This is a genomic window from Sphingomonas sp. PAMC 26605 (assembly GCF_000241485.1).
Taxonomy (GTDB): domain Bacteria; phylum Pseudomonadota; class Alphaproteobacteria; order Sphingomonadales; family Sphingomonadaceae; genus Sphingomonas.
In genome coordinates this window covers 241072-264626 of the sequence record NZ_JH584243.1, presented here as the reverse complement: position 1 = coordinate 264626, position 23555 = coordinate 241072, and the positions used below count along the sequence as shown (strand labels likewise).

23 protein-coding genes and 3 pseudogenes are annotated in these 23555 nt (G+C 62.3%); 14 read left to right on the top strand and 12 right to left on the bottom strand.

The window, feature by feature from the left end; translation table 11 throughout:
- Nucleotides 1-252: pseudogene (locus tag RH90_RS24505) on the top strand (hypothetical protein); the annotation flags it as partial.
- The gene (locus RH90_RS20630; protein ID WP_010188743.1) at nucleotides 249-1394 is read left to right on the top strand and encodes a glutathionylspermidine synthase family protein; all 1146 of its coding nucleotides are present in this window, start codon (nucleotides 249-251) and stop codon (nucleotides 1392-1394) included. The pseudogene RH90_RS24505 and the gene RH90_RS20630, both read left to right, overlap by 4 nt.
- A gap of 193 nt (nucleotides 1395-1587) precedes the next feature.
- Here RH90_RS20630 and RH90_RS20625 read toward each other — a convergent pair whose 3' ends face one another.
- From RH90_RS20625 to RH90_RS20610, 4 genes are all read right to left on the bottom strand, one after another.
- Nucleotides 1588-2355: an EAL domain-containing protein gene (locus tag RH90_RS20625; protein ID WP_029625549.1), complete on the bottom strand. Its 768-nt coding sequence runs from the start codon at nucleotides 2353-2355 to the stop codon at nucleotides 1588-1590.
- A gap of 77 nt (nucleotides 2356-2432) precedes the next feature.
- Complete coding sequence (locus tag RH90_RS20620; RefSeq protein ID WP_010188740.1) at nucleotides 2433-2723, bottom strand: hypothetical protein; 291 nt, start codon at nucleotides 2721-2723, stop codon at nucleotides 2433-2435.
- A 267-nt stretch (nucleotides 2724-2990) separates the two neighbouring features.
- A complete protein-coding gene (locus RH90_RS20615) occupies nucleotides 2991-3527 on the bottom strand; it encodes an MAPEG family protein (RefSeq protein ID WP_010188738.1) in 537 nt (178 codons plus the stop codon).
- 36 nt (nucleotides 3528-3563) lie between these two features.
- Complete coding sequence (locus RH90_RS20610) at nucleotides 3564-3809, bottom strand: glutathione S-transferase (RefSeq protein ID WP_010188736.1); 246 nt, start codon at nucleotides 3807-3809, stop codon at nucleotides 3564-3566.
- A gap of 196 nt (nucleotides 3810-4005) precedes the next feature.
- Between RH90_RS20610 and RH90_RS20605 the strand changes: the two genes are divergently transcribed.
- A complete protein-coding gene (locus RH90_RS20605; RefSeq protein ID WP_010188734.1) occupies nucleotides 4006-4887 on the top strand; it encodes an AraC family transcriptional regulator in 882 nt (293 codons plus the stop codon).
- 326 nt (nucleotides 4888-5213) lie between these two features.
- Here RH90_RS20605 and RH90_RS20600 read toward each other — a convergent pair whose 3' ends face one another.
- Complete coding sequence (locus tag RH90_RS20600; RefSeq protein ID WP_010188732.1) at nucleotides 5214-5606, bottom strand: response regulator; 393 nt, start codon at nucleotides 5604-5606, stop codon at nucleotides 5214-5216.
- Complete coding sequence (locus RH90_RS20595; protein ID WP_010188731.1) at nucleotides 5606-7384, bottom strand: sensor domain-containing diguanylate cyclase; 1779 nt, start codon at nucleotides 7382-7384, stop codon at nucleotides 5606-5608. Before RH90_RS20595 ends, RH90_RS20600 begins: the two co-directional genes overlap by 1 nt.
- Nucleotides 7385-7693: 309 nt before the next feature.
- On the opposite strand from RH90_RS20595, the gene RH90_RS24880 reads away from it, so the two are divergent.
- The 10 genes from RH90_RS24880 to RH90_RS20550 all read left to right on the top strand — a co-directional run bounded on the left by RH90_RS24880 (nucleotide 7694) and on the right by RH90_RS20550 (nucleotide 17114).
- On the top strand, nucleotides 7694-8110 hold the full coding sequence (locus tag RH90_RS24880) for a MucR family transcriptional regulator (protein WP_010188730.1): 417 nt from the start codon (nucleotides 7694-7696) through the stop codon (nucleotides 8108-8110).
- Between the two features lie 343 nt (nucleotides 8111-8453).
- A complete protein-coding gene (locus RH90_RS22305) occupies nucleotides 8454-8933 on the top strand; it encodes a response regulator transcription factor (RefSeq protein ID WP_157134773.1) in 480 nt (159 codons plus the stop codon).
- 125 nt (nucleotides 8934-9058) lie between these two features.
- The gene (locus tag RH90_RS20585) at nucleotides 9059-9313 is read left to right on the top strand and encodes a hypothetical protein (protein ID WP_232280454.1); all 255 of its coding nucleotides are present in this window, start codon (nucleotides 9059-9061) and stop codon (nucleotides 9311-9313) included.
- A 99-nt stretch (nucleotides 9314-9412) separates the two neighbouring features.
- A complete protein-coding gene (locus RH90_RS20580) occupies nucleotides 9413-9850 on the top strand; it encodes a hypothetical protein (protein WP_010188727.1) in 438 nt (145 codons plus the stop codon).
- 41 nt (nucleotides 9851-9891) lie between these two features.
- Nucleotides 9892-10419, top strand: coding sequence for a JAB domain-containing protein (locus tag RH90_RS20575; protein WP_232280453.1), 528 nt, complete (start codon nucleotides 9892-9894; stop codon nucleotides 10417-10419).
- Nucleotides 10420-10546: 127 nt separating this feature from the next.
- Nucleotides 10547-10891: a response regulator gene (locus tag RH90_RS22300; RefSeq protein ID WP_010188725.1), complete on the top strand. Its 345-nt coding sequence runs from the start codon at nucleotides 10547-10549 to the stop codon at nucleotides 10889-10891.
- Nucleotides 10892-11888: 997 nt separating this feature from the next.
- Nucleotides 11889-12098, top strand: a complete 210-nt coding sequence (locus RH90_RS20565) for a hypothetical protein (protein ID WP_010188721.1) — start codon at nucleotides 11889-11891, stop codon at nucleotides 12096-12098.
- A 269-nt stretch (nucleotides 12099-12367) separates the two neighbouring features.
- On the top strand, nucleotides 12368-12598 hold the full coding sequence (locus RH90_RS20560) for a low affinity iron permease family protein (RefSeq protein ID WP_010188720.1): 231 nt from the start codon (nucleotides 12368-12370) through the stop codon (nucleotides 12596-12598).
- Between the two features lie 230 nt (nucleotides 12599-12828).
- A complete protein-coding gene (locus RH90_RS20555) occupies nucleotides 12829-16035 on the top strand; it encodes a hybrid sensor histidine kinase/response regulator (protein WP_037493893.1) in 3207 nt (1068 codons plus the stop codon).
- 131 nt (nucleotides 16036-16166) lie between these two features.
- Nucleotides 16167-17114, top strand: a complete 948-nt coding sequence (locus tag RH90_RS20550) for a magnesium transporter CorA family protein (RefSeq protein WP_010188718.1) — start codon at nucleotides 16167-16169, stop codon at nucleotides 17112-17114.
- A gap of 377 nt (nucleotides 17115-17491) precedes the next feature.
- On the opposite strand, the gene RH90_RS24500 is transcribed toward RH90_RS20550, so the two are convergent.
- The 4 genes from RH90_RS24500 to RH90_RS20530 form a co-directional block, all read right to left on the bottom strand.
- Nucleotides 17492-18577, bottom strand: a complete 1086-nt coding sequence (locus RH90_RS24500; RefSeq protein WP_010188717.1) for a hemerythrin domain-containing protein — start codon at nucleotides 18575-18577, stop codon at nucleotides 17492-17494.
- 128 nt (nucleotides 18578-18705) lie between these two features.
- The gene (locus RH90_RS20540; RefSeq protein WP_010188715.1) at nucleotides 18706-19206 is read right to left on the bottom strand and encodes a DUF937 domain-containing protein; all 501 of its coding nucleotides are present in this window, start codon (nucleotides 19204-19206) and stop codon (nucleotides 18706-18708) included.
- 110 nt (nucleotides 19207-19316) lie between these two features.
- A complete protein-coding gene (locus tag RH90_RS23715; protein WP_010188713.1) occupies nucleotides 19317-19805 on the bottom strand; it encodes a hypothetical protein in 489 nt (162 codons plus the stop codon).
- A gap of 24 nt (nucleotides 19806-19829) precedes the next feature.
- Nucleotides 19830-20453, bottom strand: a complete 624-nt coding sequence (locus RH90_RS20530; protein WP_010188711.1) for an OmpA family protein — start codon at nucleotides 20451-20453, stop codon at nucleotides 19830-19832.
- A 309-nt stretch (nucleotides 20454-20762) separates the two neighbouring features.
- Here RH90_RS20530 and RH90_RS22295 point away from each other — a divergent pair.
- A pseudogene (locus RH90_RS22295) lies at nucleotides 20763-22601 on the top strand (YhjD/YihY/BrkB family envelope integrity protein).
- Between the two features lie 29 nt (nucleotides 22602-22630).
- Here the strand turns inward: RH90_RS22295 and RH90_RS20515 are convergent.
- Both RH90_RS20515 and RH90_RS20510 read right to left on the bottom strand, forming a co-directional pair.
- Nucleotides 22631-22951 carry a hypothetical protein gene (locus tag RH90_RS20515; RefSeq protein ID WP_010188704.1) on the bottom strand — a complete coding sequence of 107 codons (321 nt, stop codon included), beginning with the start codon at nucleotides 22949-22951 and terminating at the stop codon, nucleotides 22631-22633.
- A 93-nt stretch (nucleotides 22952-23044) separates the two neighbouring features.
- Nucleotides 23045-23381, bottom strand: a pseudogene (locus RH90_RS20510) (DUF892 family protein).
- Nucleotides 23382-23555: the final 174 nt, after the last annotated feature.

The window sequence follows — 23555 nt, the reverse complement described above, 5'->3', positions numbered from 1 at the left end:
TGTCAGCAGCAGCGCGCTCACAGCGGCGGCGGTGTCGGCAACGCCTTCTTGTGGTACTATCTCGGTCGCAGCCGCGCGATCCCCTATTACGGCGATCGAGTTAGTGGTGGCTCCTATCAGCGCAGTGGAAACACGCCCTATTTCCGTGCACCGGCGGCATCCTCGATGACGCGAGCGGCGGCGATTTCACGCGGTGGCTTCGGATCGTCGGCAGAGGGTTTTGGCGGCGGCCACGGAGGAGCCGGCGAATGATCCGTCGTGACATCAACGTAAGGCCCGACTGGCGCGCAAAGGTGGAATCAGAAGGGCTGATCTGGCACACCGCGGGTGGCAACCCGTACTGGTGCGAGACCGCCTATTACTCGTTTACCGGCGCGCAGATCGCCGAGATCGGAACAGCAACGGCCGAGCTGTTCCGGCTGTTTCTAATCGCTGGCCAAGCGATCGTTGACGATCAGCGACTGCTAGATCGATTCCGCATCCCGCCCGCGTTTCATCGGGCTATCCGCGACGCTTGGGATGCAGAGCCGCCAGCGCTGAATTTCGGCCGCTTCGACTTGGGCTATGATGGACTGGGGCCGCCGAAGCTGTTCGAGTTCAACTGCGACACCCCGACCTCGCTGCTTGAGGCGGCAGTCGTGCAGTGGTCCTGGAAAGAAGACCAGTTCCCGCATCTCGACCAGTTCACAAGCCTGCACGACAAGCTGGTCGCGAAATGGGCGGACATCGCGCCGCTACTCCCGCCGCACGTCCTGTTCGCGCATGTTGCTGACGATGCTGGCGAAGACACGATCACCACTTCGTATCTGCGTGATACGGCGGAGGCGGCAGGTATTGAAACGGGTGCGATTGTCATGCGCGACCTCGGCTGGGACAATGATCGTCGATGTTTCGTAGATTTAGACGATCAGCCGATCGCGGCGCTGTTCAAGCTGTATCCGTGGGAATGGCTGGTCAATGAGGAGTTCGCGCCGCACCTGGTAGAAAGCCTAGCGGCCGGAGTCACTTGGATCGAACCGATCTCGAAGATGATCTGGTCAAACAAGGCGATCCTGACGGTGCTGTGGGAGATGTTCCCTGGGCACCCGAACCTTCTGGAGGCGTTGATGTCGCCGCCAGCCGGTGATGCCGTAGCCAAGCCGCTACTAGCGCGCGAAGGCGCGAACGTGTCGCTCCGCAAGGGCGGTGCGGTCGTTGCGGAGAGCACGGGCGACTATGGCAAGGAAGGGTTCGTCTATCAGGCGATCTACCCGCTACCGGAAACCGCGCCGGGCGTGTTCCCGGTCATCGGTAGCTGGGTCGTCGATGGCGAACCCGCCGGCATCGGCATCCGCGAGGATGGCCTGATCACAGGCAACACTGCGCGCTTCGTGCCGCATGTGATCAAGGGCTGACGATGCACTCCGCCCCCGCCGGGGCGTTGATGTTGCTGTGAAACCAGCGCTCTACTACGTCGGCTTCCGCGGGCGACGAGTATCATTCGGTCGTGCGGATCTGGGGCAAGCCCGAATTGATCATTCGGCTTGGAATCGTTGGGCGCCGCAAGGCGCGGACCCTGTCGACACGCTTAACCGCAGATGACTCCCATCATGCGACCGCAGCGAAGCTCCGACCTGGCAAGTTCACCCCAGGCAGGCACTCGAAGCCGGGGCGGGCGAGCAGATAACCTTGGATATATCGGATCCCCATCGCACGCAGGGTGTCGTATTCGGCGATCGTTTCGATGCCCTCAGCAATAATCACGATGCCCAGCGAGTGAGCTATGCGGATCACACCCTCGACAATCATCCGACGTGGAAGACTCGCTTCAATCCCTCGCACGAGCTCCATGTCGAGCTTGATATAGTTGGTCTGAAATTTCGCGAGAAGCCCAAGCCCGGCGTGTCCCGCGCCGAAGTCGTCGATGGCAGTGCCAAACCCCATCATTCGGTATGTTTCCACGATGTTTTTCACGTGGTCTGTGTCGATCATTTCCTCATTCTCGGTAAATTCGAAGATCAACCGATCGATCGGCAAGCCTGTCTCGCGCGCTGTTTTGAGGGTCAACTGGATGCAGGCTGCTGGCGAATACACGGCGTTCGGAAGGAAATTAATTGAGAGCTTTGCACCGGTATCTAGGATGCCTGCAGCGACTGCGCCTTCGATTGCAGCCACCCGGCATCGTTGATCGAAGGCATATCGGTTTTCACTTGTAACGCCCGCAAGCATCTCGGCCGCACCCTCGCCGTTACCGCCGCGCACCAGCGCTTCGAACGCGAAGACGTGGCCTGTCTCGACATCGACGATCGGCTGGAACGCCATCGCTATGTCGAATTGATGGCTTTCTGATTTACAGCCTTGGCATCCGCCCTGCATGCTCGCTCCTCCGAGCTTAGGGCTACTCGATGAATGCTAAGAGCACGTGAATCTTGGCGGTTCGCAAGGCGGGCGCACTAGGGCTGTCGATCCGGTTGTACTGAGACGTCAGCTTCCGCCTCGGCGGACTTTTCTAGGACCTTGTTGATCAACGATTCTGTGCCGGCTTCGCTGATTGTCCGGCCCAGGTCGATTGCCACTTCCGGCGTCATACTGACAATCTTGCCGTCATAGCTCTCGACAAGCACATGACCGTCCTCGACCCAAACCTTTCGCGGCGATCCATAGGGCTCGATCCCTGCGATGCGCAGCGCGTGGTCAACTTTCTCTTCGGCCGTGCGAGGCTGGAATTCGAAAGGACGAGTCATGGTCAACCCTTTTCTAATAAATCGGACATTATCGATCCGACGTTCAGGTGTCGAGACAGGTTCCTTTTCTCTGATCTAGCTCGCCTCCTTGCGGACCTGCTGACAGTCTCGTTTTCAGCCATCATCGACGATCGACTGACAGGCCGACGGCTAGAAATCGGCCGCAATTTCTCGATGAACCGATGTCTGTTTTTAGGCAGCGGAAAGTGCAACCTGAATGGCTCGAACTGGGTCTAATCGCCGCAGTAGTCCACCGCCACATTGTCGCTAAAGCGATAGCCTCACCGCCGCGAAAACCGCAATGACTAGCCCCGCAGAGTTTGGATAAAAGGTCAACGCAAACCCGAAAGCGCGCGCCTTGGCCCCTCTCGCATAGCCGATCCAGAAGAGAAGACGCCCGATCGCGAACAGCGCCGCAAGCGCCACGATCAGCGGTACCGATGACGCAAGCAGCACCGCCAGCGCAAGGTGCACGGGCACGGCCAGCACCACCTGCTCGAGCGTGTTCTGCAGAACCGCTTTGGCGCGGTCCACCTCCGCAGAGGCGGTTCCGGAGCCGCTTCCGGCAATGTCGTCGGCCGAGAAGAAGCGCAGCCGTGCGACATTGCCGATTGCCGCGGCAAGCCAGCAGAGGACGAACACATCCGCCCTTGCCGTGACGATCAGGCGCTCGGCCGCCGTGGTCGGGGCTGCGCCACCTCGGTACAGGCACGTTGCTGAAATTAGGATGGTGACGCACAGGGCCGCCACCATCCTGAGCGCGACGCCGCGTTGCTCCTGCCGAAAGTTGTTCGAGGCGGCCATGCGGTTCCTTTCCCTGGGCCCGACTGCCGTTCGGGCTTAGCCGCACGCGGTGTTCGCCCTTTCGTGCTCCGCCGCGAGCTCCGCGTCCATCTCCGCGACCTTCAGCGCAGCCCGGCGCTGCGTGGTCCGTTCTACATAGCGGACGATCGGCTCGCTTTCGGGGACGAGTTTGAACGTCATGCCCCAGTTATGCGCTTTGCCCCACAGGATATCGGCAGCCGAGATCGTGTCGCCGAGCAGATAGGCTGGCCGCTCGATCTCATCGACGATCGTGGCGAGCATCGTATCGAAGTCGCCATACGGAGCATCGCTGGCGGCCCAGGCTCACGATTCATCGCCTTTTCGACGAGGCCGGGCTCGTAGCAGGCAGCATAATAGACCAGCCACCCCAGATATCCGAACGGGTGGAACCGCAAGATCGGTCGAGCGCACGACAAACGAACGCTCCATACCGGCGTCACCACAGCGGATGAGGACAATGAAAGCTGCAATCGATCACTATCATGCCCGGATGCAGAGGGTGCTGGATCATATCGACCGGCATCTGGACGGTGATCTGGACCTGGACGCGGTGAGCGGCGTAGCGGCATTTTCCAAATTCCATTTCCACCGGCAGTTCAAGGCGACTTTCGGCGTATCTCTGCATCGCTACGTTCAGTTGGCCCGTCTTAGACTGGCCTCGAAGCGGTTGGCGGATCGCGAGGGAGAGAGCGTCACCGCCATCGGACTGGTCGCCGGCTACGAGACGCCCGACGCCTTCGCCCGCGCCTTTCGGAAAAGGCTCCAGCAGTCGCCGTCGAGTTTCAGGAGATCTCCCGACTGGGAGCCGTGGCTCAAGGCCTTCGGGCCACTCAACGCAGCCAGGAGCAAGATCATGCCCACGACCTTCACCCCCGATGACGTAACCATCCGCGGAGTGGCGCCAACTCGCGTCGCGATCTTCGAACATCGGGGCGATCTTGAGACGCTCGACGTTACTATTCAGAAATTCATCGCTTGGCGCAAAGCCGCCGGATTGTCGCCCAAGACCAATCCGACCTTCAATATCTGGCACACCGAGCGGCGACCGGCGAACCCAGCCGACTATCGCATGGAGCTGTGCGTCGGCGTCGATGCGGACCACTGGATCGATTCTACCGACGAGGCGGTCCGCGAAGGCGAGATCCCGGGTGGGCGATGCGCGGTGCTGACGGTGATCGGCGACACGCACAATCTGGAGCCGGCCGTGCTGTATCTGTACCGCGACTGGTTGCCCGCCAGCGGCGAGGAGATGCGTGACTTTCCGATCTACTGCCAGCGCTTTTTCCTGGCGGAACCGGAGCAGGGCACGGTGGCCGAGCTGCATCTACCGCTGAAGTGAAGAACGCCCGATCTGGGAAACTCCGTTACCCACACTCCCTGTCGCGGTCACGTCCCAGACTTTGATGACGAAACCGGCGGTCCAGACGCAAATTGTGCCGCCATGGAAGATAAACGGATGTGGGAAGTTTGGGCGCCAGAAAGGGTCCTGAAACGGCAGGTTGTGGGTCAAAGTGCGTGGCTGCCGAGCTCCATCTCGCTCCGTCGCTCGCTTTCCAAAGAACTTGGAAGGCCTAATCGCAAAGTATCGATTTGAGCAATTGGCAGAACTTGGCCGCGATCTTGCTCGGCCGACCGCCCCCGCTGGAATGTGGTTGTGGACACGGGTCACATTACGAGCGCTCCTCCAGCGCCCAGGATCTCGCCAATGCACTTGAACAGCTCGTCCATGACGACAGGCTTGCCAAGGACCCGGTCAGCGCCGGAACGCAGGCAGCGGGCCGTGCCTGGTCCGGAGCCCTCCGCTGTGATGACGATGATCGGAAGCCGAGCCTTCGCGTCGCCGCGCCCACGGATGCGTTCTATAACTGTATACCCGTCCATGCCAGGCATCCGCAGGTCGACCAGAACGCAGTCGAAGTCATTGGCGTCGAGCTGGGCGAGGCCGTCCTCGCCGCTGGCGCATTCGTCGGTCACTCCTCCGGCGACGTTTAGCATGTCACTCAAGACCCGTCGGTTGAGTGCGTCATCCTCGATGCAGAGAAAGCGCAGAGGCTGCATCACGACGCGAGCTTCAGTCGGTTTCGGCCATCCCGTTTCGCATGGTAGAGCGCCGCATCCGCGCTTCGTATCGCATCCTCCGCGCCGCCGACGTCGATCAAGGCGGCCCCGCCGCTCACGGTCACGCGGACCGGTCGCCCGTCGACCATGATCACCGTCTTCTCGATGGCATTTCGTAGCCGCTCGCAGACGACCATGGCCTGCTCGAGCGAGGCATGCCGGAGAAGGACGACGAACTCCTCGCCCCCGATGCGGCTTACGACGTCGCCACCCCGCACGGTCGCCATCGCGATGCGTCCGAATTCGCGCAGCACGCGGTGGCCCGCTTCATGCCCATGGTGGTCGTTCACCTGCTTGAAGTGGTCGAAGTCGAACATGGCGACGCACCCGAACGAGCGCTCCGGGTCGACGTGCCTGAAGAGCCTTTCGAGTTCCAGCTTGAACGCCCTGCGGTTGGGAAGGTGGGTGAGGGGATCCGTCAGCGCCGCATGGAACAGCTGCGTCTCTATCACCTTGCGGTCGGATATGTCGCGAAGCACGCTGACGACGCCTTCGACGACCCCGGCGTCGTCGCGCACCGCGCGACTGTGGGTCTCAAACCATCGTTCCGTGCCGCTCGCGGTGACCGCTCGGTATTCGAAACTGACCATTGCGCCGCCACCACGCAGGGTCATGACGTGTGACCTGGCCGCCGACGCGCGATCTTCAGCCACCACGAGCAGCGCTGCGTTCCGTCCCACCAGGTCCGAAGGCTCGAACCCGCCCAGCTGCGCTATCGAGAGCGAGACGAAGCGGACGCGACCGTGGACGTCGAGATTGATGATGATGTCCGTCGAGTTGTCGGCGAGCATGCGGTATCGAGATTTGCTGTCCCGCAACTCGCGAATCAGGTTGCTGCGCCTTGCCAGGTCGGCTGAGATCGGCAGCACCGCGAGCACCGTCGCGGCGAGGTAGAATTGGAGGAACTGCATGTGGTCGCCCATGGTTCCGTGCATGAGGCTGATCGGTCCCGAGTCCCATAGGGTAAAGGTGAATCCGACGATCGTCAGCAGGACGACCGACATGGCGGCCGTGAGCGGCCCGCCCCGGAACGTGGCGAAGATCACGGGAAGGAATGGCAGTAACAGGAGCGGCATTCCGTTCTGGGCGAAGACGGCGATGCTCACGGCGACGACGAGCAGCAGCAGGACCGCGATCTCCGCCGTTCGCTTGTGGGTCATCGCTCTGATCCGCTCGCCGAGATCCTCCTTGGAGAGAAGCATGAATAGGGGCGTGAACGTCAACGAACCAAGAGAATGGCCCGCGAACCATCGCGGGTAGGCGGCCGCGAAGTCCGCGCCGACTACCAGCGTCGCGACTGACGCGCCGCCGACGCCGCTCGCGCCGGGCGCGACTATCCCGGTTGCAAACACGAAGCCCGCGAGCCAGCGCGTCGACTCCAGCGGACGCTCCGGTATCCGGATGTGCCTCAGCACCGTGGCGGCGATGACAGCCTCGGAGAGATTGACGAACGACAGCGGAATTGCTGCGGCTACTCCAAGTCCGAACAGCGCTGTCACCGCCACGCCCGCACTTCCGCACTCCAGAAGATGGGCGGGCCAGGCGCTCGGTCGCAGCGTCGTCAGCCTCGCGATCAGGAGTGCTGTCGCGACCCAGATGAACGCCACTCCACCGTCGAAGCGGGTAGTCGAAACCGTCGCCGCTGCGAGGACGAAATAGCAGGCGGACGTCGCGATGACCGATTTCGTAGCGATCTGATTTGGTGTCTCGCCGCTCATGCAATCGGCCTACGCCCAGAAGGTAAAGATGATGCTCTGGGGAGGCGACCCAGTGCTCGGCCATAGAGGCACCAGAAAGATCACATTCTGCTCGAGATCACGGTGTCGGAGCAGCGCCGCCCCGCGGCGTCAGTGGCGCCCAATACCTCGGTATCGACAAACCGCTTGTAAACGTTTGGCGTCGGTGTCCGCACAGGTGATATCGCCAGACCTGTCCTGAAGCTCCGTCCGGCCTGGTCGATCGACGCGGTCACAGGATTTCGGTGTGGTCGTAGGACGCGCGCGGGCCTACCACGTGTCTCAAACTTGATGGGACTATTGATGGCTGACCAGAAGATCCTCCAAATGACGACCTTTATAGTCGCTGCGATGGTATCGAATAATCGGGTGGCATCGGACGATCTTCCGAGTGTCATCGCCAGCGTTTATCAAAGCCTCTCCGATACGCACCGCAAGCCAGAAGTCACCGAAGTGGCGCCGAAGCCTGCTGTCGCGATACGCGCCAGCGTCAGACCAGACTCGTTGACGTGTTTGGAGTGCGGCGGCATCTTTAGGTCTCTGAAGAGGCACCTTCGGACCGTTCACGATATTTCGCCGGAGGGGTACCGTGCCAAATGGTCGCTGCCAGTCACCTATCCAATGGTCGCACCAGATGCCTCCGCTGAGCGATCACGTGCATCAAAGGCCCGGGGGTTTGGTCTTCGACCGTCGGTACAAAGCAAATAGGGCCATCATTCAGTGGTCGACGCTGCCGCGCGATGAGCGTATCTCGGAGGCGCATGCTCGACGACATGTAGGGCAAACTGATCTCGGATGCCGCATGTTGGTCGCGGCCTGAGCCGCGAGTGACGTTTGTCACTCGCCATGCCAGCGAGGCGGCGGTCGAAACGGGAACATTCACCTCCAACGTCACCACAACGTGCAGAGGCATTCCATCCAGAAGCGGAGAGCGGGATGTGTCGCAACGCTATGGCGCCATCAAGCAGTTCGGCTGGGCCAACTCCTCGTATTGTCGGTTTCCCAGGCTCAGCCGTTTCCTCCGCATGAATATCCGCTAGTAATGCTCCGTATGGGCGAAAGTCGAATCGCGGATCTGACCGAGCGAGAGCTCGAAGTGATGCGCCTCGTGGCACGGAACCGCGGGTCCGACGAGATTGCCCGGGCGCTCAACATCAGCACCGAAACGGTCCAGACCCACATCAAGCGTGCGCGAGGGAAGGTTGGCGGTATCGATCGCTACGCCTTGGCGAACGCGGTCGCCGAATGGGAGGGGCGTCCCCAATCGATAGGTACCCCGGAGCTGGGGATCGAACCCGCCGCCTTCACGCTCCCAAGTACGGGCGTCTCGAATGGCGGGACGCGCCGGTTTGAACCGGAAGCGCTCCGTGAGGAGCGTGCGGTCTTCGACATTGGCGAGGATCAAAGCAGCCACGTTCAGACCTCCCAGCAGGGGGCATCGATCAATGATTTGAACGTTCCGCAGCGGCTAGGCAGGATCGGAACCATAGCGTTCCAGATGATCGCGGGCTTGGCGACTTTACTGCTCTAATTGTCCTTGTTGCAGCGGCTGTTCCAGGGCCGCTGATCCTAAGTAAAGCAATTCAAAATAAGGCGCGATGTTGCTCGCGCCAAGGAGATCCTATTTCCGATAATCTTGAGAGCATGGCCTGCGGCGTGGGCGCGCAACTGATCGGCGCGGAGCGTGCCGGCAATCAGGCCGTATTGAACACTGCGGCCCTTAGCATGTCGCTGATCGAGGCGGTCATGTCCTCTAACCTGCCGCACGTCACTTGCCAGTTCGCGCTCGCGGACGTGAGCGAGGCCCACGCGCTGGCGGTCAAGATGCGCTTCCATCTCGGGCGGGCGCACAGCCTCATGGCGACTGATGCTGCTGGCCTCGCCGTTTCCTGGTCCGCTTGGGGCGACTAATTCCTCACGCAGTCGATTACAACGGATTCGTGGGACGGAGCGACACAGCAGGTCGCGGAGGTAGGTTGACGGTCTCGCGAGGAGATGGTCCGATGCGGAATGCGGGTGCTGATCTTCAATATCTTCCTGATCGGAACCTGCTGCTACGCGTTCTTGAGTGGTGGTGCGCCCGAGCGCATCGTGGCGTCGCTGTTCCCGGCAGCGTCGGCCATCTCGGTCGTGTGGGGCAGGCAAATCTCGAATGCGTTCGTCAGACCGGCTTATGGACTTCTAGCCATCGACATGGCGCTGCTCATCGCCCTGATAGCCGTGGCACTGAGGGCCAAGCGCGACTGGACGATGACAGTCGCCGCGATGCAGCTGATCATGGTGTCGGTCCACTTGGCCCGCATCCTGAACCCGGATACTATCCGTCCGGTCTACACGGTGATGCTGGCGCTCTGGCGCTGGCCGATGGTGCTGCTGTTGGCGGTGGGAACGTATCAGCATCACTACCGACTGAAGCGCAACGGTCGCCACCGATTCTGGTCTGGCTGATCGGGCTGGTCGACACGCAGCCCGCTGCTCTGGCCGACGCATTGCTACTCGAATTCGGATCGCTAGGTCGTGTTTTCGCGGCGCCGCCAACCCGTCTTCGTCAGGTAATCCCTAACGCGCCTTTGGTTGTCTCGCATCTTTCAGACACGCGGACTGCAATGATGGAGGCCTTCCGTTCGGAGCTTTCCTCAAGGCCATTGGTCTCCTCGAGGAACAATCTGCTCGAATATCTGATCGCCGAGATGGCGCTGCTGCTCAACGAGCGCGTGCGGGTTCTGCACCTGAATGCACGCAATCTCCTCATCCGCGATGAGGTGATGAGCGAGGATACGATCGACCAGGCGGCCTTCTACGTCCGCGAGATCGTGCGGCGCGCGCTCGAGCTCGGATCGGCATCGATCGTGATCGCACACAACCATCCGAGCGGATCACCGGAACCCAGCCAGGCCGATATCGATCTCACCAGCCGTCTCAAGCATGGCTGCGACGCGGTCGGTGTCAGACTGTTCAACCATGTCATCGTGGCGGCGGAAGGACATGCGAGCTTCCGTGCAAGGAGGCTCCTGTGATGATCCTGCCTCCCTTTCGGCCGTGCAGATCACGCGCCTCGAGGTTGCCTCGCCTGGACATTCTCGTCGTGGAAGATGATGCGAATATTCGTGCCATCATAGAGTTGTCGCTGGACTCGATCCTTCCATGACCATCCGGACCGTTGAATATGGATGGAAGGCGATCGAGGAGGTCGAGCGCAGCGAGGTCAGCTTCGACCTCATCCTACTCGACGGGATCCTGTCTGACATGTCGGGTGCGGCATTGATCTCGGCGGTTTACGCCAACCCGAAAACCAAAAACCTACCCGTAATCGTCTTAACCGCACTGCGATCAAACGGCGAACTAGATCGCCTCGCGGATGCGGGCGCCATCGCGGTGATCGAGAAGCCGTTCGACCCTATTTCGCTGCCTGATCAACTACGGGCACACTTGGCTCGCCGAGATCGTGGCTCTGTTCGGTGGTGGGCAAGCGATCCGTCAACTCGGTGAGCTTCGCTACGATAGCGGACCAGGAAGCCCTAACGTCGGGCGTGGAAGCGGCGTTCGCTTGCCGGTACGCAATTTCACGAGCTTCCTGCCCGAGGCGTTCCAACAGCGCTCGAGAGAATCGATCGATCGGCATGATCCGCAATTAACGCTCGAGGCTCTCAGCCACAATAAGATAAAGGAGTGCACATGGCATGAGGTCGCGTTTGCACGTCGAACGCATCGAACGGATGGTCGCTTTCGCTGATATGGTCATCCGCTCAGCCCTTCCGCCTGGCCACATTTTCTCAACCTTGCCGCTCCGACAGTCGCTTCCGCAACATGAACGAGCGGTCAAGGTTGGGGAGCTAGAAAATCTCCTGAACGTCCAGAAATGAGGTGCGCCGTGCAAAGGCGGCGCTTTCTAGCGGGTGCAAATCCCACCCGGCTAATTGCTCCAGCCGGAAGCAACCGGGGCAGGCATGGAGGTGACGAAATGTCTGAAGCCCCCGGATGACGGTCACGTAGGTGATCGTGCGAGTGTGCAGGCCGCAACGTGAGTGAACGCTGAGCAATCCTCGAAAAGGACGATGTGCAGGCCGACCCGACACCCATTTCGGGGAAGGCTGATACAGGCGGGCGAGTTTGAGCGACGTTGGAGCCCGTCTGCTGCACCGGGGGTAATGGCGGCAGCATGTACACAGGGAAAGCGCACGCAACACGGGCAGCCCCATCACGTGCTCAGGGATGAGCAACCGGGCGCCCGTGCGGGATGGGACGGGCGCGATGGGGTGGCGGAGAGGCCCGTAGTACCGGGGAAGCCGGGTAATGCCGGCGGAGGGAAGGGGCCTTAGTTCAAGGCAAACGCAGCAAGTTGCGAGGGACCGGGGATTGGGAAACCTATCAACTCCGAAAAGCGTCCAGAAACTGCAGATGGCGTTGCACGCGAAAGCTAAGGCGGAAGTCGGCTATCGCTTCTACGCGCTGTACGACAAGATCAGCCGCGACGACGTTCTGGCGCATGCCTACCGTCGATGACGGCGGCTCGCGCCAAGGCGCGAACTCGTTCACGCAGGCCCCGGCGCGCGAGCACATTGCCAAATCCGGCTTCGCCGACGTGTCGGCTCTGACCAAGGATCAGCACGGCGTGTGGCGCGGAACCGCGAACAAGGGTGGCAACACCGTTCATGTCGGACTCGACTTCAAGGGCAACGTGTCGACCGGTAAGTGAAGTGAGGGCGATGGCGGCGCGCGGCCTGCAAGTCGCGCTCCGCCACCTGCCAGCTCTTCCCAAAGAGTGTTCGAGGCCGGCCATGCTGAAGATCCTCGCACTCGGGGGGCGGCATCGAGGAGACCGTAGTGTCGAAGACCCTCTATAATTTCGAGTCCAAGGTGTCCGCCTGGGGCGCCAATCTGGCGGGACACCCGTTCGCCATTTTGACGGTCGCCATGGTCTGCGCGGCGTAGTGCATCATCGGTGGCACCGCCGCCGAAAACACGTTGACGCTCGTTCTTTCGGTCTTGGCGATCACTCTTACGCAGATGGTTCTGAACCAGCAGCGACTGAGTGAGCGCGCGCTGCACATGAAGATCGACGAGCTGGTTTTCGCTATGAAGGGAGCCCGCGACGAGATCGCCGGCATAGAGGGTAAGACCGAGGAGGAGCTTGAGGCGCTGCGTCGAACAGGCGACATTGCTGAGAACGTTCTCGAGGCGCGCCACCACGGCTAGAAGGACCTCAGTGATCGCCACGGCCGATCGGCCGCCTAATACGCTGCGGGCAGCGTTCACCCGACGAGCGCACCATGGTCCTATTGCAGTTGCAGGCCGCTTCCTATCGACACTATTGGCGGAGCTCCGTTCTTCCATGTCGGTAAGGCCACTCCGTACGGGTTGTCATTCGGGGCCAGAAATTGATACCCGCGAACGACATCGTCCGATGGATGACCAGGAGCGCCCCGATGACCGTGCAAACAGCCGCCAATCTTCCTTTTCTGCGGGGCGGCGGCCAAATGGGGAAGCGCGTCCGCCATCACGACTGGGTCTCGACGCCACTCGGCGATCCATCCTCATGGCCGCTGCAGATTGCTACCTTGGTTGGCGTACTTCTGGAAGCGGGTCAGCCCATGTTCCTCGCATGGGGACCGGAGCGGACCCTCATCTACAATGACGCGTACGTACCGCTGCTTGGCGACAAGGATTCGTGGGCGCTTGGTTGGCCTTTCCTAGAGGTCTGGTCGGAAGTCGCGACTAGCCTGAGCCCATTGTTCGATCAGGTCTTCGCGGGCGAATCCGTGCACATGGACGACATCACCTTGCAGCTGGACCGTGGCAACGGTCTCGCCGAAGCACATTTCGCGTTTTCATACACCCCGGTTCGCGACGACGCCGGTGTGGTCGTCGGGCTCTTTTGTCCCTGCATCGAGACCACCGAGAAGGTCGCCGCATCGCGTCAGCTGGCGAGCGAGCGCGAGCGGCAGCAGGCGATGCTGCGGCAGATGCCGGGTTTCGTGGCAATGTTGCATGGACCGGATCACGTCTTCGGGTACGTGAACGAGGCTTATGTCCGTATCTCGGGTGAGCGCGACTTCCTCGGCCATGGCTTTCGAGACGTCTTCCCCGAACTCGCAGGCCAAGGCTTCTACGAGTTGCTAGATCAGGTCTACGGGACCGGCGAGATGTTCAGCACGAGATCCCTTCCAGTGAACCTGGCAGGCGAGCGCGCAACCAAGTTCGTCGATTTCGTCTTCGAGCCCATCCGCGACGACGAGGGTATCGTCATCGGAATCTTCGTCGGCGGCTACGACATAACCGAGCGGGTTGCCGCCGAACATGCTCTTCTGGCGGCAGAAGCCTCCTCGGCCCAAGTGCTCGATGCGACGTCCGAAGCGTTCTACGCGGTCGACCGTGACGGACTGACGACGCTGTGCAACGCCGCCTTCCTCAAGATGTTGGGCTTTGCGGACCACAACGCGGTGATCGGTCGCGCGCTCCACGGCGCGATCCACCACTCGCATCCGGACGGTACCCATTACGCCCGTGAGGATTGTCCGATCTACCACGCCGCGGCGACCGGAACGTCAGCGCACGTATTGGATGAGCTCTTCTTTCGTGCCGACGGAACTGCCTTTCCGGTCGAGTACCGTGCCGAACCGATCGTCCTTGACGGGGTCCTTACCGGTGCGATCTGCACCTTCATCGACATCACCGAGCGGAAGGCCGCGCAGGCGGCGCTGGCGGCGAGCGAGGCGGAGTTCCGCACCTTCGCGCAGGCGATGCCCAACCACGTATGGGCGTCCCCGCCGGACGGGATGCTCAACTGGTTCAATCAGCGCATCTACGACTATAGCGGCCTTGAGGCGGGGGCACTCGACGGTTCCGGCTGGACAATCATGGTCCATCCTGACGACGCCACCGCCGCGGGCGAACGCTGGGCCGCATCGCTTGCGTCAGGCGAGACGTACGAGACCGAGTTCAGACTTCGCCGGGCCGACGGCATGTTCCGCTGGCACATAGCGCGCGCCATCGCCATCCGCGGAGATGCAGGCGCGATCGTACGCTGGATCGGCACGAACACGGACATCCACGATCAGAAGGCGACCGCTGAAGCGCTTGCTAGGCTAAACGCCTCGCTTGAGCAGGAAGTAGCGGACCGCACGGCCGACCGCGACCGGATGTGGCGAAACTCGCAGGACTTGTTGTTGGTGCTCGATCTAGACGGCACCTTCCGCTCTGTGAGCCCGTCCGTCGAGGCAACGCTCGGCTGGAGCTCCGACGAGATGATCGGGCATTCTGTATTCGAATTTCTCCTCAGCGAGGATGAGGCGAAGACCCGGGAAGGGTTGGCGTCGCTGGCGCGGGGTGTTGGGCGCCGTTCCGAGAACCGCTACCGGCACCGCGACGGGGGTTTTCGCTGGGTATCCTGGGTTGCAACCGCCGAGGAGGGCCTGATCTACGCGACCGGCCGAAACGTTACGGTCGAAAGGGAGGCGGCGACCGAGCTTGCCGGTCTTCAGGACGCCTTGCGGCAAAGCCAGAAGATGGAGGCCGTCGGTCAGCTAACCGGCGGCATCGCGCACGACTTCAACAACATGCTGGCGGTCGTCATCGGGTCGCTCGACCTGCTCGGGCGCCGCATGGGCGACGGCGATGCCCGTTCGCGTCGATATGTCGAGGCGGCGAGCGAGGGTGCCAAGCGCGCGGCGCTTCTGACGCAGCGTCTTCTCGCCTTCTCGCGTCAGCAGCCGCTGAAACCGGAGCGGGTCGACCCGAACAAGCTGGTCGCAGGCATGTCGGACCTGCTGCGTCACTCGCTCGGCGCCGACGTCCGCCTCGAGACGGTGCTGACGGGCGGGCAGTGGCGGATGCACGTCGATCCGAACCAGCTCGAGAACGTGATCCTGAACCTCGCCGTCAACGCGCGCGACGCCATGCCCGAGGGCGGCCGGCTGACGATCGAGACGCAGAACGCGCATCTGGACGAGCGGTACGCCGCCGCGCATCTCGGCGTGCCGGCCGGACAATATGTTCTAATCGCGGTCAGCGACACGGGATCAGGCATGCCGCCCGAAGTGATCGCGAAGGCGTTCGATCCCTTCTTCACGACCAAGGAGGTTGGTAAGGGGACGGGACTTGGGCTCAGCCAGGTCTACGGCTTCGTCAAGCAATCGGGCGGCCACGTGAAGATCTACTCCGAACCCGGCCAGGGGACGGCCGTGAAGATCTACCTGCCGCGGCTTACCGGTGCGGACGAAGACGCGGCTGCGTCGGCGACGAAGGGTCAGGCGCCGACCGGAGACGACCGCGAGGTGATACTCGTCGTCGACGATGAAGCGGCGGTACGCCAGTTCAGCGTCGATGCCTTGCTCGAGCTCGGTTACGGGGTGATCGAGGCCGACGGTGCGGCTTCCGCGCTTCGATTGCTGGAAAGTCACCCGGAGATCGTTCTTTTGTTCACCGACGTCATCATGCCCGACGTCAATGGGCGTAAGCTGGCGGACGCCGCGCGCAGCCTGCGTCCCAAACTCAAGATCCTTTTCACGACCGGCTATACCCGCAACGCCGTGGTGCATAACGGTGTGCTCGACGAGGGTGTGCAGCTGATCGGCAAGCCGTTCGGCGTCGACGAGCTCGGCGCCAAGGTACGGGAGGTACTGGACGGGACGTGAGGCCACGCGCTCGAATAGACGACGCGGGCCTCACCCAGATCAATTGACCGTCGCGTGCTTGAGATCTTCCGGCCCGCCACTTCGTTCTCAAAAGCGATTTACACACGGGTTTCCGACTTCAGGAGCGGCCAGTGCTTCATACCTACCCGACGAGTGATGACGAAGCGGTGTCGCCGGATTGCCGGTGGGTCGATCTCATCGATCCGGACGAAGGCGAACGTGAGAGGGTGCGAGACCGGTTCGGGGTCGCCGTTCCTACCCTGGACGAGCTTGCACGCATCGACGCAAGCAGCCGTCTGCGCGCGGACGGCGATACCTTGCGGATGAGTGCACCGCTCCTGTCGGGCACGGACACGGACCGCTGGGAATCGGCGCCAGTTGGATTTATCCTCACCCCTGAGGTGTGCATCACTGTTCGCTTCGTGGCGCTACAAGCCTTCGACACGGTCGCTGCCGACATAGGTAGGAAGCCCGACCTCCTGCCGGCCGAGATCCTGACACGCCTGCTAGAGGAGCTGGTCGACAGGGCAGCCGATCACCTGGAGAAAGGCGCATCGGTCGTGAATGACACGTCGCAGTCCGTCTTCTTCGACCAGCCCAAGCTGCGAAAGCTGAGCAAGGAGACCACAAATCTGCGGGACGCGATGCGCACGATCGGCCAAGTGAGCGATCGCACCTCCCGGGTCCGCTATACCTTCCTCAGCATCGGGCGGGTTGCGTCGTTCATGCTAGACCGCTGCACTCCGCGCATCGAGGCGGACATACGCGAGCGTCTGGAGGCGGTGCGGCACGACATCGCCTCGCTGGACGAGTTCGAGGCCAGTCTGTCGGCGAGGGCTCAGCTGATACAGGACGCCGCCACCGGTTTCATCAGCATCGCGCAGAACGATGTCGTTAAGGTGCTGACCGTCGTCTCCGTGGTGGGCGTCCCTCCGGTACTCATCGTCGGCATCTATGGCATGAACTTCAAGAACATGCCGGAGCTCTCATGGCATTACGGGTATCCGTACGCATTGGCTCTGTGCGCTGTGTCGGTGATCATGCCGCTGCTCTGGTTCAAGTGGCGCGACTGGATCTAGTAGGATCACAGCTATCGGGGCACGAGTGACCCTAGACTCTGAAACGCCCGAGCAGCGGTAAGTTGCCGCTCGCGACGTGACTGCCACGTGCTGAAGGGAATCCACTGGCGTCTGCGCTTTACGCACGACTTTCGGCGGTCCCTCTAGAACGCGACAAAGGGAGGTTCGGAGCGGTGGCCGGCACGGATCAAATGGTCGGTGGAGCCTGGCCGCGCTTTCCTAGCGCAATGTCAGCGAACGAAGATTTCAAAGCGCTAGCGTGCGGAAAACGTCAACCGTGGTTCCGGTCCGGCACTCGCGGAAAGGTAGAATGCGGCAAATTCATAGACGGGCGACGGCCTATCCGAAGGTCGGTCGCCCAAGGTCGATGACTGACTTCAAGCAAGCTTGAACCCCTCCTTGTTCGCCTGTGCCGTGACCTTGGTGTTGCCGGCCGCGCCAAGCGCCGCGTGCAGTGGCGGGAAGATCGTGTCCTCCTCCTCCCGGATATGCTCCTCGAGCTCGGCGCGAAACGATTCAACCTTTGTCAGGAAGGCGGGCGAGGCGTTGTCCATCCCCTCAAGGTCGTAGAGGTTCTGCTTCACGTAGCCGTGGTCGTGGTTGAGCTTGTCCGCGTCGACCGTGTCGCCCCACGTGCGCAGCGCCGGGTAGATCACGTTCTCCTCTGTGAAGGCGTGCTTCGCGAGCGCGTGCTTGAGTTGGGTGAGCAGGACGGTGCGCTTTCCGGTGTCGTCGCTGCCAGTCGCCTGCAGCTTGTCGAACAGCGCCAGCGCGAGCTTGTGCTCGACCTTGATCGCATCGAGCCAATCGCCAGAGAGCGCACTCGGCGCCTGTACGACCATCTTACGGCCGAAGTTCACGGCAAGCCCGGTGACGAGTCCTGCTGCGACGGCCCCAACGAGGGAGGCGGCGCGTCCGGTTGCGGCCGATTTGACGCCATCGACCGCGGCGCTGGCGCGCTTTGCCACCGCTTTTGGCGTGGCGGCGGGGGCCGCCTTAACCGACGTCGTCCCTCGGGTGGCCGCCTTCGCGATTTTGCGAGGAGTCGCTGTCACGGCCTCCACGACGGGTGGCACCACTTTGGCCACGGGCTTCGCCGCGGCGCCGACGGCTGCGGTCACCTGGGCTTCGACATCGGACACGGTCTTGGCGATCGATGCCGACGGACCCTTCGCGTTGGACCTGTTCGTAGAGGTCGCGGCTGACCCGCGCTCGGCTGGTGCCGAACCCGCTGCACCACTCGAAACCTTCGGAGGACGTCCCCTCTTCGCTGGAGCGGCCTTTGTACCTGCGGCAACTGCGGCTTCGAGGGTCTCACGGCTGTTTCCTACGCGATCGATCAGAGCTTGCGCTTCCTCCCGGCTCAGATCGTGCTTCCTCGCGAAATAATCGACCTCGTAGGTCTCGCTGCCCGATACCGTCGCCCGATCGCGCGCGCCGCTCTTGCCCTTGTCGTCTGCCATCTCGCTGTCTCCCTTGAGGGTTTCATTCTCAAAGCCTCATCGACCCTAGAGTTCCGCAAGGGCGGGCATCAAGTAGCCCCGGACGTCGCTCGGGGTTGCGGAAGCGGTGCTGAGCGATCGTGATCCCATCAGCGAACGCGATCGAGTATCGACGACAGTGGATTGTCCGCGCCAAACAAACCACCGAGGCCGCCCGCTGCGCTACCGGCGCCCGTGCCGGCACCGAGCAGGGAGCCGAGCACGCCGCCGATCCCGCCGCCTCCCGGCTGTGCGGCGAGGTGTTTCGCGACCATCGCGGCGACGATCGGCAGCATCGCCTTGAGCACCGTGCTGGAAACGCCGGATTGGCCCGCCGCGTGGTCTGCGACTTGCCTGCTCACGTCTTTGCCCCCGAAGATGTGGCCGAGGACGTCGTTGCCGCTGGCGGTGTCTGGCTGGTTGATGCTGTTGGCGGTTTCCTCCACCGGACCGAGCGTGTCCCCCTGCGCGTGTTGCTGGAAGCCGCCCGCCACCGCCGGCAGCAGTGAGCTCATCGCCGATTTCGCCTGCTCGGGGCTGAGGCCGAACCGAGCGGCCAGGCTGCCTAAGTCCGTGCCACTCGATCCGAGGATTTCGTCCAGTCCCTGCATGTGTCGTCTCCCGACTGTCAGCCGACCCGAGCGTCGGCTAAATGTAATTCCCAAATGCGTTGAGCGGCGGAGACGAATGTCCCCGCCGCCCACGTGGTGGATAACGCCGCTCAGACGTCGCGTTCGTCCGTCCGCGAGCCTGCCGAGTACGACCGGAAGCGCTGGCCGCCGCGATCGAGTTCGCGAAGACCATAGATCGAACCGTCGTCGAATTCTGCGACGTCCTCGGTCGGTGCGGCATAGTCCCAGCCTTCCGAGCGCCATTCCTGCGAGCGGGCGTCGAGGTCGACCGTATTTGCCTCCTCCAGTGCCTTGACCGCAGCCGGCGTCTTTTCGTCATCGACGTCGGCGGTCAGCAGGAACCCACCGCGGCGGATGCCCTCCTCGTAGGTGTGGCGATCCTCATGAGGCACGAAGACGTTCTTGATCGAAGCCCAGAGACCCTTGTCCTCGCCAGTGGAATAGGCGCCGGCGGTCTTGTGCGTGTTCTGGTCGTGAACGCTGACGTGGCCGACGTCGATGCCGGCCTGCCGCAGGCGCTCGGCGCCCGCGTCAGCATCGGCCTTGGTGTCGAACAGTGCGGTGATGGTGCGTAACATGATGTTTTCCTCTCTAATTGGGGATTAGCGCTTGGTGACGACGAGCTCGATGCGGCGATTCTCTGCGCGGCCCGACGCGGTGCCGTTGGTGTCGACCGGATCCTTGTCGCCACCGGTCGCCGTTTCGATGCGGCTGCCCTCCACGCCCTTGGCGACGAGTGCCGCCTTGACGCTATCAGCACGGGCCTTGCCGAGTACGACGTTGGCAGCTTCGGAGCCGCGCGTGTCGGCATAGCCGGCGATGCGAATGTTGGTGTTGGGGTACTTCTGCAGCACGGCCGCCACGTCGTTCACGTCGGCCTGATCCGAAGCCCGGATGTCGCTCTTGGCGGTTTCGAAGTTCAATTTCTCGAACACGAACGTCTGCGGTGTCGGTTGCGACCCGGCCAGGAAGGCGCCGAGTCCCGAAGTTGCTGCCAGCGCGGCGGATTTCTGGGCGGTCGGGGTCTCAGCCACGACCGTGTTGCTGGTAGTTGTCGTCCTGGTCTCGGTCGTTTCACGGTGATTGCAGCGGCTCAATGCCAGCAGCGCCGCCAGGACGCCGAGCGCGAGCAGCAGCCAAGCTAACCAGTTGGTCTTCTTCTTCTTCTCAATATGGATGTGCGTTGGCGGCGCACCGTCGGTGCGCTTGCCGTCGTTGTCGGCCATTCTCTCTCTCCTCCTGGGATGCATGCCAGAGCCGGAAACGCGTGAGGCCGACTAAGTTGCCCGCGACCGGCGCGCCGACGTCGCAAACGACACCGTCGCGCCCACACCTCGGACCCCCTTTTCGATGATCAGCTGGCTCCGCGGCGGCGGAAGGGTTGAGGAACGCCAGCGATATCGTCCGGGAACGACTTTCGGCTGGAACGGTCCCACCTCAGGTCTGTTCAGCCGAAGGCCCGCGGTTCGGGCGGGCGGAATGAAACGGGTGGCAGCGTGAACGAACAGGGACATGGGGCGACCAGCCCGTGGCACATGCCGCGCAAGGTTTGGATTGCGATCGCGAAACGGACTTGGGCAGAGACCAGCACGGACAACATCGGACTAATCGCGGCGGGCGTCGCGTTCTACGGCTTCCTAGCGCTCGTGCCGCTCCTCGGCGCCATCGTGTTGGTTTACGGCCTTGCCGCTAACCCGGCGACCGTGATGCGCAACATGACGCAGCTCACATCGGTAATGCCGAGCGACGTCGCCAAGCTCGTTGGCGAGCAGTTAATGAATGTGGTCAAGACGTCAGATGGCAAGAAGGGCCTCGGGCTACTGCTGGCGCTGGGGCTGGCGGTTTTCGGGGCGCGCAACGGGGCCGGCGCGGTTATCACTGCGCTAAACGTCGCCTATGAGGAGGAGGAGAAGCGCGGGTTCCTCAAGGTCAACCTTCTGGCCATCGGAATGACCGCAGTCGCCGTGATCGTCGCGATGATCGCGCTTGTGGCAATCGCCGCACTTGGCCACTTCCAGTCATTGATCCCGAACGCGCCGGATTTCGTGATCGTCGCGGGCAAGGTCCTCGCCTATCTGGTGCTGACTCTGGCGGGGGCCGGAGCGGCGGCGACGCTCTACCGCTATGGTCCCTCGCGCGAGCAGGCGTGCTGGGTCTGGCTGACCCCGGGGTCGTTGTTCGCGGCGCTCATGTGGTTGGTGCTGACGATCGGGTTCGGCATCTACGTCGCACAGTTCGGCAACTACAACGCGACCTACGGTTCGCTTGGTACTGTCGTGGTGACGCTCACCTGGCTGTACCTGTCGAGCTACATCCTGCTTTTCGGCGCCGAGCTGAACTCCGAGCTGGAGCATCAGACCGCGCGCGATACGACGAAGCAAGCAGCCCCGCTCGGAGAGCGTGGGGCCTGGGTCGCCGACCACGTCGCGGACGACGATGCGCAAAAGACTACCGAGGCGGTACCAGTCGTGGGTGCCTCGCCCCGATCGACCAACATGCCAAACGACCTCCGAGAGTTCGCCAAGAGCCGGGTCGCAGTGCGAGCCGGCAGGATCGCGGGACTTCCAAAGATCGGCTGGGCACCGTCGGTTGCGGCGACGCTGGGTCTGTCGCTGTTGCGAAGGGGAAGGGGGGCGCAAGGGGCCGCGCTGCTTGGGGCGACCGCTGTCGTAACTTGGTTCCTGCGCGAACGGACCGCCTTGCCTAAGCTTCCGACAAAAGCGGTGTTCTTCGACATCGACGGGACGCTTGTCGACAGCAACGACCTGCACGTCGCCGCGTGGGACGAGGCTTTTCGCGAATACGGATACGAGGTCGAGCGAGCAGCAATCCGTAGACAGATCGGTAAGGGCGGAGACCTGCTAGTGCCGGCCCTGCTCCCCGAAGCGTCAGAAGATACCATTGAGGCGCTGAGTGACCGCCAAGGTGAAATCTTCAAGGCCAAGTATCTCCGGTAGGTGAAACCGTTTGCCGATGCCGACGGCCTGCTCCGTCATGTTCATGAACTCGGTCAGAAGGTCGTGTTCGCCTCTTCGGCCGATGAGAAGGAGGTCGCGCATTACGTATCGCTTATGAGACTCGGTCGGGTGGTCGATGCAACGACCAGCATCGACGATTTGGAGACATCCATGCCTGCGGGCGATATATTCCAGGCGACGCTGAACAAGGTGGCTCCGCTGAGTGTCGACCAAGTCATCGTCGTCGGCGACACGTCCTACGACGTCGAGGCCGCAGCAAAGTGCGACATCCGCGCCATTGCCCTTCGTTCGGGCAGGTTCGATGACGCGGTGTTGATTGGCGCAGGCGTAATCGCGCTCTACGACGACGCGGCCGATCTGCTCGCGAGGGATGCCACCTCGGCCCTCGGGCGGTAGCGAAGCCGCCGCCGCGTTCTTCGTCGGATTTACGCCGGGTCGTCCGCTTCCACCACGCCTTCGGCGTCGAACTCGCCAAACGCCGCGCGTACCCGTCGCGCAGCCCTCTCATCCGCCACTTCGGCAGTGACGACGATCGCGCCAGCCAGCGACGGGCCCTGGCGATTATCCTGGCCTGGCTGGTCGGCGGCACTGTCGGACCCGCCCCGGTCCTCGCCGACGCTGTTCTCGTCGCCCTCGGTGGATACAGACAAAGCGGAGCGATCGATGCCGAACTCCTGGACCAAGCGTTCAATGGTCATCTCGGCCTCGCGACGCGTGCCGAAAGTGCCGGTTAGCGTGATGCCCATGCGCGCTTTTCCTCTTCTATCATTTTGCCGCCCGCCCGCGGGCGGGCAGACGGCGGTGGATCAGGCGTTCTCGGCCTGAAAGTTGACCGAGGTTTAGGCGAGCTTGGTCATGTACTCGTCGCCTCCGTAGATCTCCTTGGTGGCATCTCGCAGCCTCTTCGCATCGTCCTTAAGGCCGAGCGCCGTGGCATAGGCAGCGGCAGTGCCGAATCCCGCGATGCCGTAGTGCGTCATGCGCTGATATTTCGCTAATCAGGACATCGAGCAGCGATCCCTTCTCCGGACCTTCCTCGAGAACATGCTTTGTGGCTTCAGCGGCGAGGCCCTCCATGCCCTTGCAGTGCTCCTTCGAAACCTTCTCGTCTTGGCCGGCGATCAGTTCCTTCAGCTCGTCGACATAGACGTCGTTCAGATCTTCGGGAGCGGACATCGGGACGGCTCCTCCTTGCCGAGCTTGGCGCTCGGGTCACGCATCAAGCGTCTGAAACCGTTCCGTTGTTCCGCTTTTTGGAGTGCTGCCGCGACGATGTGTCCAGCCCGGTAATTATGCGGAACGCTCCTGGCTCTCGCTAGCTTAAACTACACGCATGTCCGCTTCTGCAGG